Source organism: Streptomyces sp. NPDC042638, assembly GCF_040647235.1.
Lineage (GTDB): Bacteria > Actinomycetota > Actinomycetes > Streptomycetales > Streptomycetaceae > Streptomyces > Streptomyces rameus.
In genome coordinates, this window is the sequence record NZ_JBEZBT010000023.1 from 1 (window position 1) to 12,561 (window position 12,561).

Annotated in this window: 9 protein-coding genes; 6 read left to right on the top strand and 3 right to left on the bottom strand. The window is 72.6% G+C overall.

What is annotated here, in order from left to right:
• Positions 1 to 365: 365 nt before the first annotated feature.
• Together AB0B40_RS19810 and ptsP are read left to right on the top strand one after the other, a co-directional pair.
• Entirely contained in the window at positions 366 to 815 is a 450-nt protein-coding gene (locus AB0B40_RS19810) for a PTS glucose transporter subunit IIA (RefSeq protein ID WP_345058978.1), read from the top strand.
• Between the two features lie 78 nt (positions 816 to 893).
• Positions 894 to 2,564 (top strand): phosphoenolpyruvate--protein phosphotransferase, encoded by a 1,671-nt coding sequence (ptsP, locus tag AB0B40_RS19815; RefSeq protein ID WP_362264736.1) that lies wholly within the window; start codon positions 894 to 896, stop codon positions 2,562 to 2,564.
• Between the two features lie 89 nt (positions 2,565 to 2,653).
• Here the strand turns inward: ptsP and AB0B40_RS19820 are convergent, their stop codons facing one another.
• On the bottom strand, positions 2,654 to 3,547 hold the full coding sequence (locus tag AB0B40_RS19820) for a hypothetical protein (RefSeq protein WP_362264738.1): 894 nt from the start codon (positions 3,545 to 3,547) through the stop codon (positions 2,654 to 2,656).
• A 209-nt stretch (positions 3,548 to 3,756) separates the two neighbouring features.
• On the bottom strand, positions 3,757 to 5,724 hold the full coding sequence (locus tag AB0B40_RS19825) for an acetoacetate--CoA ligase (RefSeq protein WP_362264739.1): 1,968 nt from the start codon (positions 5,722 to 5,724) through the stop codon (positions 3,757 to 3,759).
• Between the two features lie 213 nt (positions 5,725 to 5,937).
• Here AB0B40_RS19825 and AB0B40_RS19830 point away from each other — a divergent pair, with 213 nt between their 5' ends.
• The gene (locus tag AB0B40_RS19830) at positions 5,938 to 8,298 is read left to right on the top strand and encodes a glycoside hydrolase family 31 protein (protein ID WP_362264742.1); all 2,361 of its coding nucleotides are present in this window, start codon (positions 5,938 to 5,940) and stop codon (positions 8,296 to 8,298) included.
• 10 nt (positions 8,299 to 8,308) lie between these two features.
• Here the strand turns inward: AB0B40_RS19830 and AB0B40_RS19835 are convergent, their stop codons facing one another.
• Complete coding sequence (locus AB0B40_RS19835; protein ID WP_362264744.1) at positions 8,309 to 8,845, bottom strand: NUDIX domain-containing protein; 537 nt, start codon at positions 8,843 to 8,845, stop codon at positions 8,309 to 8,311.
• Positions 8,846 to 9,047: 202 nt separating this feature from the next.
• Between AB0B40_RS19835 and AB0B40_RS19840 the strand changes: the two genes are divergently transcribed.
• The 3 genes from AB0B40_RS19840 to AB0B40_RS19850 all read left to right on the top strand — a co-directional run bounded on the left by AB0B40_RS19840 (position 9,048) and on the right by AB0B40_RS19850 (position 12,482).
• Positions 9,048 to 9,515 carry a zinc ribbon domain-containing protein gene (locus tag AB0B40_RS19840; RefSeq protein ID WP_345058990.1) on the top strand — a complete coding sequence of 156 codons (468 nt, stop codon included), beginning with the start codon at positions 9,048 to 9,050 and terminating at the stop codon, positions 9,513 to 9,515.
• Positions 9,512 to 10,702: a lipid-transfer protein gene (locus AB0B40_RS19845; protein ID WP_362264746.1), complete on the top strand. Its 1,191-nt coding sequence runs from the start codon at positions 9,512 to 9,514 to the stop codon at positions 10,700 to 10,702. The genes AB0B40_RS19840 and AB0B40_RS19845 overlap by 4 nt, the downstream gene beginning before the upstream one ends.
• A 133-nt stretch (positions 10,703 to 10,835) precedes the next feature.
• A complete protein-coding gene (locus AB0B40_RS19850; RefSeq protein ID WP_362264748.1) occupies positions 10,836 to 12,482 on the top strand; it encodes a GGDEF domain-containing protein in 1,647 nt (548 codons plus the stop codon).
• Positions 12,483 to 12,561 lie beyond the last annotated feature (79 nt).

Genomic DNA, 12,561 nt, shown 5'->3' on the forward strand with positions numbered 1-12,561 from the left:
GCTTCCTTTGTACTCACCCTCTCGGGCTTTCCTCCGGGCTTCCCTTCGGTGTTTCAAACTCTATCAGGGTTTTTCCGTCTCCCTGACCACTCTCCTGCGGACATGCAGAAGGGACCCGAGTTAGGATCTGACGAGTTTGAGTGCTGCTGAACGAAGACGCTTTCGCGTCGCTCCGTCCCAAGCAGGAGTACGACTGTACACGCGGCCACGGAGGCCTGCAAATCGATCGGGTTGGTGGTCTAGACCACTTGCTGGTAGGTTCCATACGGAACCGCCACTTCCTTTGACATACCCTGCTGCTCAGTGCGCCGTCAGGGACGAGCAGTGGCGGCCCTACCTGCAGCTCCACTCCTGGGAGGCTTCCCATGACCACCGTGACGTCCCCGCTCGCCGGACGGGCCATCGGACTGGCCGCAGTGCCGGATCCGGTCTTCTCCGGGGCCATGGTCGGCCCGGGTACCGCGATCGACCCCGTGCGTGAGGCCTCCGAGGCGGTGTCGCCCGTGGACGGTGTCATCGTCTCCCTCCACCCGCACGCGTTCGTCGTGGTCGACGAGAGTGGGCACGGCGTGCTCACCCATCTCGGCATCGACACGGTGCAGCTGAACGGCGAGGGCTTCGAGCTCCTCGTGAACAAGGGGGACACGGTGACCCGCGGCCAGGCCGTCGTGCGCTGGAACCCCGCCGCCGTCGAGGCCGCCGGCAAGTCCCCGGTATGCCCGGTCGTCGCGCTCGAAGCCACCGCCGAGGCCCTCTCCGACCTCTGTGACAGCGGTGACGTGAAGGCCGGCGACAGCCTCTTCTCCTGGAACTGACAGGCGTGCCGTCTCAGGGCGGCGAACAGGACAACCATCGTGGCGGCGGGACCCGCCGCACTATCGGAGACGGGTGAGATGGAGACAACGCTGCGAGGCGTCGGCGTCAGCCATGGCGTGGCCATCGGCGAGGTTCGGCACATGGGTACGGCGGTACTGGAGCCGCCGGCCAAGCAGATCCCCGCCGAGGACGCCGAGCGCGAGCAGGGACGCGCCCGCCAGGCCGTGGACGCCGTGGCCGCCGACCTGATGGCGCGCGGCAATCTGGCGGGGGGCGAGGCCCAGGCCGTGCTGGAAGCGCAGGCCATGATGGCCCAGGATCCCGAGCTGATGGCCGATGTGGACCGGCGGATCGCCGTCGGCAGCACCGCCGAACGCGCCGTGTACGACGCTTTCGCCGCGTACCGGGAGCTGCTGGCCGGTGCCGGTGAGTACCTCGCGGGGCGCGTGGCGGACCTCGATGACGTGCGGAATCGTATCGTCGCGCGGCTCCTGGGCGTTCCGATGCCGGGTGTTCCGGACAGTGACCAGCCCTACGTGCTCGTGGCCCGGGATCTGGCTCCGGCCGACACGGCGCTGCTCGACCCGTCGCTGGTTCTCGGTTTCGTCACCGAGGAGGGCGGTCCGACCAGTCACAGTGCCATCCTGGCTCGGGCGCTGGGGGTGCCGGCCGTCGTGGCGCTGCAGGGCGCCGGTGAGCTGGCCGAGGGCACGCTGATCGCCGTGGACGGCAGCACGGGCGACGTCTTCGTGAACCCCGGCGAGGAGAAGAAGGCCCTGCTGGTGGCCGCGGCTGCCGAGCGCCGGGCCGCGCTGGCCGGCGCGACGGGGCCCGGGGCGACCGCGGACGGGCACAAGATGCCGCTGCTGGCCAACGTGGGCGGCCCGGCGGATGTGCCGGCGGCGGTCGAGGCGGGTGCCGAGGGTGTCGGTCTGTTCCGCACCGAGTTCCTGTTCCTGGACGACAGCAAGAACGCTCCTTCCGAGGAGAAGCAGGTGGAGGCCTACCGGCAGGTGCTGGAGGCGTTCCCCGAGGGTCGTGTGGTCGTGCGCGTGCTGGACGCGGGCGCGGACAAGCCGCTGGACTTCCTGACGCCGGCGGACGAGCCGAACCCCGCCCTGGGCGTGCGGGGGCTGCGGACGCTGCTGGACCACCCCGAGGTGCTGCGCACCCAGCTGACGGCGCTGGCGAGGGCTGCCGAAGGGCTGCCCGTCTACCTTGAGGTGATGGCGCCCATGGTGGCGGACCGCAGGGACGCGAAGGCGTTCGCGGACGCCTGCCGGGAGGCGGGCCTCGAGGCCAAGTTCGGCGCGATGGTGGAGATCCCGTCGGCCGCGCTGCGGGCGCGTTCGATCCTGCAGGAGGTCGAGTTCCTGTCGCTGGGGACCAACGACCTCGCGCAGTACACGTTCGCTGCGGACCGGCAGGTGGGGGCGGTGTCGCGCCTGCAGGACCCGTGGCAGCCCGCGCTGCTGGACCTGGTCGCGCTGTCCGCCGAGGCGGCCAAGGCCGAGGGCAAGAGCTGCGGGGTGTGCGGCGAGGCCGCGGCCGATCCGCTGTTGGCGTGTGTGCTGACGGGTCTGGGTGTCACCTCCCTGTCCATGGGTTCGGCGTCGATTCCGTATGTCCGCGCCGCGCTGGCGAAGTACACGCTGGCGCAGTGCGAGCGGGCCGCCGCGGCGGCGCGTGCGGCGGACAGCGCGGAGGAGGCGCGCGGCGCGGCTCAGGCGGTGCTGTCGGGCGAGTAGCCGTACCGGCACCGCGGTGTGCCGGGTTCAGGGGCGTCCTGCCTTCGGGTGGGGCGCCCCTGGTGCGTTTCCGGGGCGGGGGTGAGCCGTCAGTGGCGGTGGTCCGGTGCCGTGCTCGCGTCTCCGAGGTCGGGTGGCTCGCGGTAGTCGACGCCGCGCTCGGGCGGGATGAGGTCCCCGGTTTCGGCGTCGGTGCAGTAGGCGTCGAAGACCTCGGCCGCCGTCAGTGGTTCGAGGGCGCCGGAGCGCAGCCGCCAGCCGTAGACGCGGTCGGCCGTGCCGGCGGCCCTGGTGCGGATGACGAGTCCGCCGGGGCTGCGGGTGGCGAGTCCGAGGGCGAGCACGCTGGTGAACTCGAGGGCTTCGGCCTCGTCCAGGCGGGTCGCGCCGTGGGGTTCCTGGTCGCCGTGCAGGACGGAGACGAGGGTGTCGGGTGGTCCGGAGACGGTGCACACGAGGTGCCGGTCGCCGGGCGGTGCGGTGTCGAGGATGCCTGCCAGGAGGTCGGAGGCGCGGGTGAAGGCTGCCCTTCCGATGTCCTCGCCGCAGGTGGGGCACGGGCCCAGGCGGGTCAGGAGGGTGGTGGTGTACTCCCAGGTGGCCTGGCGTACGGCCTCGTCCACGAGGGTGGGCAGGAGGGCGGCGAGCGGGCGGCCGTCGTAGGGGATGGTGGGACCGGTGGCGGCGAGTTCGGCGGTGAACCGGGTCCGGCTGGCCGGGGCTTCCGGGTCCAGGCCGGTGTCCGCGCAGTACGCGGCGTAGTCCTCGGGATCGAACAGGGCGAGTGTGGTGTGGGTGCCCTGTGCGGCGCGGGCCCGGAGGACTGTCTCCAGTTGCCGGAGGTACGTCTCGTGGTCGTCGAAGGTGAAGCTGCGGTAGCGCCGCATGGTGCGGAAGTCGTGGTCGTCGGTGAGAACGCCGATGGTGCCGGCGATCTCGCGGCGCAGGACGCGTCGCATGGTCCGGTGGTCGGTGTGCGCCATGTTTCCCCCAGTGCGCAGTCGATCAATGCTCACTCACCGTAACCGGTGGCACTGACAACGGCGGTCCGCGGGCGGCTACGGGTCGGCCATGGGCGCCTGTCCGTGCAGGTCATGGCTTTGTGAGCGACTGGCCGGGAGCGGTCCCGGGCACCGTTGCCGGATGGGCGCGGGTCCGGGACCGTGTGCGGAGGGCGGGGCCCCGGCGGGGGTCAGGCGCGTTTGCGGGCGAGTTCCTCGTAGAAGCCGAGCAGAGCGAGGTTGTCGATGGAGCCCGGGTTGACCGCGCTTTCCAGCGGAGTGCCCTGCAGAAGCCGCTTCACCGGGACCTCGATGCGCTTGCCGGTGAGGGTGTGGGGAATCCCGGGCACTTCGATGATCTCGTCGGGGACGTGGCGTGGTGAGAGCTGTTCCCGGATGGCCTGCTTCACGCGGTCCAGGAGTGCGTCGTCCAGGACGGCTCCGGGTGCGAGGTGCACGAAGAGCGGCATCCAGTAACCGCCGTCGGGCTGCTCGATGCCGATGACGAGGGATTCCTTGATCTCGGGCAGGCGCTCCACGACCTCGTAGATGTCGGCCGAGCCCATGCGTACGCCCTGGCGGTTGAGGGTGGAGTCGGAGCGACCGTGGATGATCACGGTCCCGCGTGAGGTGAGGGTGATCCAGTCGCCGTGGCGCCAGACGCCGGGGTAGGTGTCGAAGTAGCTGGCGTGGTAGCGGCTGCCGTCGGGGTCGTTCCAGAAGTGGACCGGCATGGACGGCATGGGGTTGGTGACGACCAGTTCGCCGACCTCGTCGACGAGGGGGTTGCCGCTGGGGTCCCAGGATCGCAGGTCGGTGCCGAGGCCGGGTGCCTGGAGTTCGCCGGTGTACACGGGGAGCGTCGGTACGCCGCCCGCGAAGCAGGAGCAGATGTCGGTGCCGCCGCTGACGGAGGCGATCCACAGGTCGTCGCCGGCCTCGTCGTGCAGCCATCGGAAGCCGTCGGGCGGCAGCGGGGAGCCGGTGGTGGCGACGCACTTGACGGCGGTCAGGTCGTGGTCGCGGGCGGGGTGCACGCCGGCCTTGCGGCAGGCCATGACGTAGGCGGCGGAGGTGCCGTAGAGGGTGGCGCCGGTGCGCTCGGCGACCCGCCACTGGGCGCCCGTGTCCGGGTAGCCGGGGCTGCCGTCGTACAGGACGATCGTGGTGCCGGTGAGCAGGCCGGAGACGAGGAAGTTCCACATCATCCAGCCGGTCGAGGTGTACCAGAAGAAGCGGTCCTCGGGGCCGAGGTCGCAGTGCAGGCCGAGCTGCTTGAGGTGTTCGACGAGGATGCCGCCCTGCGACTGGACGATGGCCTTCGGCAGGCCGGTCGTGCCGGAGGAGTACAGGACCCACAGCGGGTGGTCGAAGGGGACCTGTTCGTAGACCGGCCGGGCGTCGCCGGCGGTGAGTGCCTCCCAGTCCAGGGCGCCCTCGGGGGCCTCGCTGCCCAGCAGCGGGATGTGGACGACGGCGCGCAGGGTGGGCAGTTCGCGGCGCAGCTCGGCGACGGTCTCGCGGCGGTCGTGCTCCTTGCCGCCGTAGCGGTAGCCGTCGACGGTGAACAGGACGACGGGTTCGACCTGCTGGAAGCGGTCGAGGACGCTGCGGGCGCCGAAGTCGGGGGCGCAGGAGGTCCAGACGGCGCCGACGGCGGCCGCGGCGAGGAGGGCGACGACGGCTTGGGGGATGTTGGGGAGGTAGCCGCTGACGCGGTCGCCGGGGCGTACGCCGAGCGCGCGCAGCTCGGCGGCGAGGGAGCCGACCTGGCGGCTCAGCTCGGACCAGGTCACCGGGTGCGGATCGTGGGTCTCGTCCACGTACAGCAGGGCGGGTTCGTCGGCGCGGTCGGCCGCTGCGCGCAGGGCGTGCTCGGCGTAGTTGAGGGTGGCGCCGGGGAACCACTGGGCGCCGGGCATGGCGCGGTCGCCGAGCACGCGCGTGAAGGGGGTCGAGAACCGTACGTCGAACCACTCGGTGACGGCTTTCCAGAAGGTGTCCAGCTGGTCGACGGACCACCGGTGCAGGGCCGGGTAGCCGCCCTCGGCCGGGGCGCCGTGGCGTTCGGCGGCCCATGCCTGGAACTGGGTGATGCGGGCCTGGGCGATCCGCTCGGGATCGGGCTGCCAGAGCGGCTGGGGGTTCGCGGTCGACATGGGAGGCTCCCGGGCTGTACGCGTCGTGGGCGTCGGTCCGCGCACGGGCTGGGGTGTGCGCGTGACGCGGCTGACAGGGACGATGCCATGTGATCGACTTCTGCACCAGGGTGCGCCGCACATAGTCCGTGTCATGAAGATGTGGTCGCGGCACGGGTGAACGGCAGTTGAACGACCCGCGCGCGTGGGGCGGTCGGTGGCAGGGTGAGCAGCATGGACGGTCGTGACCTGGTGCGTTCGGTGAATGTGGTCGGTTCGGGAAGGGCGGCGCTGGGGTTGCGTACCGTACGGGCGGCGTGGCGCAGGAGGCGTATCGACGCGGCGGGGCTGCCGCGCCGGGGGCCCGAGCGGGCCCGGGTGCCGGGGCAGGTGCTGGGCGCGGAGCCGGGGCCGGGCGGCGGTCTGATCCGGTTCAGCCGCTCCGAGCTGCGCATTGTCGTGGCCGTGAACGGAGCGGTCTTCTGGGGGTGGGACGGGGCGGGTGCGCAGCCGTCGTACGCACTGGCGGGGAGCGGTCCCGAGCCGGATCCGCGGGCGGTGCTGGAGCCGGACAAGGAGGGCGGCTGGCGGGTGGTGGCCGGGCGGGTGACGGTCGTCGTGTCGCGGCACGGCGCGGTGCAGGTGTGCACGCCGGGCGGGGTGGTGCTGCGGCGGGACCTGCCGCCGCGCTGGTGGGAGCCGGTGGGCGGAGGCCCGGCGCGCTGGATGCAGCGGTCGGAGGTGCCGGCGGACGCCCGCTTCTTCGGGCTGGGCGGGCGCGCGTCCGGGCCCCGGCTGCGGGACGGCGCGTACCGGCTGTGGAACACCGATCCCGGCCGTGCGTTCGGGCCCGGGGACGATCCGCTGTATCTGACGATGCCGGTACAGCTGGTGGTGGCGGACGCGGGCACGCATCTGGTGTTCCACGACACCGCCTGGGACGGGACGGTGGTCCTGTGGGAGGGCGAGGAGGGTGCGGGTTCCGGGCACGACCGGGCGGGGCGCTGCGAGGTGCGCATGGACGGTGGTCCGTTGCGCTGCTGGGTGGTGGTGGGGACGCCCGCGCGCGTGCTGCACACGTGGGCCTCGCTCACGGGGGCGCCGGCGCTGCCGCCCGCGTGGGCGCTGGGCCATCATCACGCGCGGTGGGGCTTCGGCGGTGAGGAGGGGGTGCGCCGGATCGTGGCGGGCTACCAGGAGCGTGGCCTGCCGCTGGATGCCGTGCATCTCGACATCGATCACTACGACGACCACCAGGTGTTCACCGTCGACCAGGAGCGTTTCCCCAAGCTGCCGGTGCTGGCGGAGGACCTGCGCCGGGACGGGATCCGGCTGGTGTCGATCGTCGATCCGGCGGTGCGGGCGCAACCGGGCGATGCCGTGTACGAGAGCGGTGCGGCCGTGGACGCGTTCGTGCGGGACGGGCAGGGCCGTACGGTGCGGGGTGTCGTGTGGGCCGGGGAGTCGGTCTTCCCGGATTTCACGGACGCGCGCGTGCGCGCGTGGTGGGGCGGGCTCTACGAGGAGCGGCTGGAGCAGGGTTTCGCGGGTTTCTGGCATGACATGAACGAGCCGACGTCGTTCAGCGCCTTCGGTGAGCCGACATTGCCGCGTTCGGCCCGGCACGTGCTGGAGGGGCGCGGTGGCGACCACCGGGAGGCGCACAACGTGTACGCGCTGTGCATGGCTCAGGCGGCCTGCGAGGGCCTGCGCGAGCTGGCGCCCCGGGAGCGGCCCTTCGTGTTCTCGCGCTCGGGCTGGGCGGGGCTGCAGCGCTACGGGGGCTCCTGGTCGGGGGACGTGGCGACGGGCTGGCCGGGGCTGCGGGCGTCGCTGTCGCTGGTGCTGGGGCTGGGCCTGTGCGGGGTGCCGTACTCGGGTCCGGACGTGGGGGGTTTCGACGGCAGTCCGTCACCGGAGCTGTATCTGCGGTGGCTTCAGCTGGGCGCCTATCTGCCGTTGTTCCGCACGCACGCGGGTCTGCGGGCGGGGCGCAGGGAACCCTGGGAGTTCGGTGCCGAGGTGCTGGAGCACGCGCGCGTGGCGCTGCTCGAACGCCGGCGGCTGCTGCCGTACTTCGTGACGCTGTCGCATCTGGCCCGGCGCACCGGCGCGCCCTATGTGCGGCCGCTGTGGTGGGGGGCGCCGGAGGACCGGGCTCTGCGCGACTGCGAGGACGCGTTTCTGCTGGGCGACAGCCTGCTGGTGGCTCCGGTCCTGGATCCCGGTGCCGACCGGCGGGCGGTGCAGCTGCCGCGGGGCCGCTGGTACGACACGGTGACGGAGAAGGCCCACGAGGGGCCGGCGCAGGTTCTCGTCGACGCGCCGCTGTCGCGGATACCGGTGTTCGCGCGCGCGGGAGCGGTGCTGCCCGTGCGGGGTGCCGAGGGCGGCCTCGAGCTGGAGGTGTGGGCGCCCGCGGCCGGACGGGCCGGGGGCGGCCTGGTCGTGCCGGACGCGGGCGACGGGTGGGAGGAACCGGAGGTCGAACGCTATGCGGCCCGTTTGCAGGGCGAGCGGGTGGTGGTCACCCGGGAGCGGGAGGGCGGCGTGGTGGAGCCGCCCTACCCGGTGCGGGTGCGGGGGCTCGGCTGAGCCGCCCGGCTCAGATGTAGCGGCCCTCGAACCACGCCTTGACGGCCACCGTGTGCAGGGGGAAGGCGAGTTCCTCGGGCCTGCGCAGCAGGTGCCGGCCCTCCGTCTCGTCCGTGGAGCCGGAGGGCGGCAGTCCGTCGGCCGGGCGTTCCGGCAGCAGGCCGAACAGCAGAAGGTGCCCGTCGGGTGAGCTCATGGCGTCCACGAGCCGCACGTCGCGGACGGCCGCGTCGATACCGGTCTCTTCCTTGAGTTCGCGCACGACGGCCTGTTTCCAGTCCTCACGGTCGTCGATGTAGCCCCCGGGCAGGGCCGTGCCTCCGCGCGCGGGGGCGATCTTTCGGGTGATGACGACCAGGGCCGTGCCCTTGGTGTCGTACACGGGCTGGAGCGCGACCGCGACCGGCAGGGGGTTGCGGTAGGCGACGGCCCCGCAGGACGGGCAGGTGCGCGGCCAGCCGGAGATGCCCTCTCCATAGGGCGCTCCGCAGCTCGAACAGTGAGAGTTCGGCGCGGAGTTGGCAGATGGGTGCTGAGTTTCGGACACGCGCGGACTGTATCCGATCAGGGGAGGGCCGCGTTCCGGCAGTGAGGCGCCAGGAACGGGCGAAGCAGGAAAGGCGGCCGGAACCACCCCCGTCGGTCCCGGCCGCCCCTCGTGTACCACGACGTCGTCCGGGGCCGTTCGGTTCACAGATTCCGCCTGCTCATTTATGTTTGCCCGTGGCACACTTCTGACGCTCCGTCAGATGCCGTCATGGGGAGGGCCTTTGCCGGACACACGCAAGCCCGCGGTCGCCGACTGGTTCACCGGTGAGGGTGACGGCTTCCGCCTCCTGGGCACCCGCTGCACGGCCTGCGCCTCGGTCTTCTTCCCGCGTGAGGACGGCCACTGCCGCAACCCGCACTGCCCGGGCGGCTCCCTGGAGGAGGTGCCACTGTCCCGAAGCGGGCGTATCTGGTCGTACACGGACAGCCGATACCGCCCTCCGTCACCCTATGTGAGCAATCCGGAACTTCCGTGGGAGCCGTACACGTTGATCGCGGTGGAGCTGGAGGCCGAACGGATGGTGGTGCTGGGGCAGGCGGCTCCCGGGGTCACCGTCGCCGATCTGACGGTGGGCATGGAGGTGGAGGTCGTCCCCGGTGTACTGCACGAGGACGCGGAGACGACCTGGACCGTCTGGCACTGGCGGCCGACGGGGGTGACGGCATGACGGCCGACGTGGCGGTGCTCGGTGCGGGCATGCATCCCTGGGGCAAATGGGGCCGCGGCTTCGTGGAGTACGGGACGGCGGCGGCCCGCGCGGCTCTCGTGGACGCCGGTCTCGACTGGCGGGACATCGGCTCCGTCGTGGGCGCGGACACGGTGCGCGGCGGATATCCCGGGTATGTCGCGGGGGCCACCTTCGCCAAGGCGCTGGGCTGGCAGGGAGCCAGGGTGACCAGCGTGTACGCGGCCTGTGCGTCCGGAGCCCAGGCCATCTCCGCGGCGCGGGCGCAGATCCTCGCCGGCCTGGCGGACGTCGTCCTGGTGGTGGGTGCGGACGCCGCCCCCAAGGGTTTCTTCCGGCCTGCGGGCGGGGTGCGTCCCGACGATCCGGACTGGCTGCGCTTCCGGCTGCTCGGCGCGACGAATCCGGCGTACTTCGGGCTGTACGCGCGGCGGCGGATGGCGGCACACGGGGACACTCCGGAGGACTTCGCCCTGGTCAAGGTGAAGAACGCGGCCTTCGGGTCGCTCAACCCGTACGCCCGCTACCGCAAGCGGGTCACCGCCGAGGAGGTGGCCGCCTCCGCGGTGGTCGCCGACCCCCTGCGGCTGCTGGACATCTGCGCGACCTCCGACGGCGGGGCCGCCCTGGTGCTGTCCAGCCTGGACTTCGCACACCGGCACGGCACCGCCCGGCCGGTACGGATCCGGGCGGTGTCGACGGTGACCCCCCGCTTCCCGAACACGGTGCTGGACCTGCCGGACATCGCCACGGACTCCGCGGCCTCGGTGGCGCCCGCGGCCGAGACCTTCCGGGCGTCCATCGCCCGGGCCGCCTACGAGGAGGCGGGCGTCGGCCCCGAGGACCTGTCCCTGGCCGAGGTGTACGACCTGTCCACCGCGCTGGAGCTGCAGTGGTACGAGGACCTCGGACTGTGCCGCGAGGGCGACGGTGCGAAGCTGCTCCGGGAGGGCGCGACCGCCCCGGGCGGCCGGACACCCGTGAACACCAGCGGTGGCCTGGCCTCTTTCGGGGAGGCCGTGCCGGCCCAGGCCATCGCCCAGGCCTGCGAGCTGACCTGGCAGCTGCGAGGTACGGCGGGCGACCGTCAGGTGGCCGGGGCGCGGGTGGGCATCACGGCCAACCAGGGGCTGTTCGGCCACGGGTCCTCGGTGGTCGCCGTGCGGTGAGCAAGGCCGGGCGCAGGCGGTGACCGGCGTGCGGGACTCCGGGCCCGTCCACGCTGTGTGACCACCCCGGAATCCTGCGTGAACGTCTTATGAACTGGCCCTGGGCATGCGCGGGCAGCGCCATCATGCTCCCGTGCACTCCTGGACGGACACTCTCCGCTTCGCCTTCCAGCCGGTGGTCAACCTGAGGACGGGCACGGTCACCGCACTGGAGACACTCGCCCGCCCGGAGACCGGCGACGTCCTGGCCGAGGCCCGCCGGGATCCGGAACTCGACGGCACTCTGGCCGTGCTGGCCCTGCGTGCGGCGGTACGCAAGGAGACGCTGCTGCCCCTGCATCTGAACGTGTTCGCGGCCACGCTCGCCGACCTCGGCGGCCTCACGCCACTGCACGACGCCGTGCGCGCGGCAGGGCGGATGCCCTGGGAGGTGACCCTCGACATCGTCCCGCCCTGCACGCACGTGCCGCAGCGGGCCCTGCTGGAAGCGGTCGCCGCGCTGCGCGAGCAGGGCTTCCGGATCAGCGCGGACGGCATCGGGGACGGTGACGTACCGCTGAGGCTGCTCACCGACCTCGCCCCCGACCTCGTCAAGCTCGACGCCTCGCTGCTGGCGCGGCCGGCCGCCGTGCGGGCGATGCGGACGCTGTGCGAGGGGCTGGGCGCCCTGGTCGCGGTGGAGGGCGTGGAGACCGAACTCCAGTGTGCGGCGGCCCTGGCGGCCGGTGCGCAGCTGGCCCAGGGCGAGTTGTTCGCCCCGCCGGCCCGGATTCCCGTGGCGGACGTGTACGTACCGTCCCTCACTCCCGGTGCCGTGTCCGTGCCCCGCCGCGGGCCGTCGGTCCGGGAGTTCGTGCGGCCGGCCGCCGCACTGCCGCTGACCGCGTCGGCCGGACAGGTGCGGGCCCTGCTGACGGGTTCTCCGGACGTCTCCGGGGTGCTGCTGGTGGATCCGGCCGGCCGGCCCGTCCGGTCGGTGCACCGGTCGCGCTTCCTGCTGTCGATGTCCGGCCGTTACGGGCACGCCCTGTACGCCGACCGGCCGGCCCGCAAGCTCGGTGACGCGCCCCGCACCGTCGGTGTCCACGCGACGGCCTGGGAGGTGCTGGACGTGGTGGCGGTGGGCGGCCGGGACCGCACGTCCGACGACGTGGCGGTGGTCGACGAACGCGGCCGGTGCGTCGGGGTCGTACGGCTAGCCGATCTCGTGAGGGCGCTGGCCGAGAGCCGGGTCGAGGAGGCGGCCGGGCTCAACCCGCTGACCCGGCTGCCCGGTTCGGACGCGATCGTGAGCGAGGTGGACCGGCGGATCTCCGACGGGCAGGCGTTCGCCCTCAGCTGGCTGGACATCGACCACTTCAAACAGGTCAACGACGGAGCCGGGTTCGCCGCGGGCGACGAGCTGATCCGCGCCGTGGGCGGCGCGCTCCAGCAGGCGGCCGCGGGGCACGCGCGCGTGGGGCACATCGGTGGGGACGACTTCCTGGTGCTGGCCGACGAGGAGGCGTTGCATCCGCTGGTCACCGCGGTGCTGGACGCTTCCTGGACGGCGGGCGGCCGGCCGGTCACGCTGTCCCTGGCGACCGTCGTCTGCGGTCCGGGCAGTGTGAACGACCATCACCAGGCCGCGGCCCAGCTCGCTCCCTTGAAGCAGGCGGCCAAAGCGCTGACCGGCGCGAGCTGGGTGCTCGGACGCGCCGGGTCCGCCGGCCACGAGATCCGCCGCGGCAGCCCCGCACCGGCCCCGGCGGGATACGCGGCCGCCGAGCCGCATGGGTGAACGGCCCTCGTCCACACGTCCGTTGCGACACACCCCTCCCGCGGAGCGGGCGGACAGGTCGGTGTCACCGTCGCCGTCG

Coding starts and splice junctions, on each gene's coding strand:
- AB0B40_RS19810 (WP_345058978.1), top strand. CDS start 366: ATGACCACCGTGACGTCCCCGCTCGCCGGACGGGCCATCGGACTGGCC.
- ptsP (WP_362264736.1), top strand. CDS start 894: ATGGAGACAACGCTGCGAGGCGTCGGCGTCAGCCATGGCGTGGCCATC.
- AB0B40_RS19820 (WP_362264738.1), bottom strand. CDS start 3,547: ATGGCGCACACCGACCACCGGACCATGCGACGCGTCCTGCGCCGCGAG.
- AB0B40_RS19825 (WP_362264739.1), bottom strand. CDS start 5,724: ATGTCGACCGCGAACCCCCAGCCGCTCTGGCAGCCCGATCCCGAGCGG.
- AB0B40_RS19830 (WP_362264742.1), top strand. CDS start 5,938: ATGGACGGTCGTGACCTGGTGCGTTCGGTGAATGTGGTCGGTTCGGGA.
- AB0B40_RS19840 (WP_345058990.1), top strand. CDS start 9,048: ATGCCGTCATGGGGAGGGCCTTTGCCGGACACACGCAAGCCCGCGGTC.
- AB0B40_RS19845 (WP_362264746.1), top strand. CDS start 9,512: ATGACGGCCGACGTGGCGGTGCTCGGTGCGGGCATGCATCCCTGGGGC.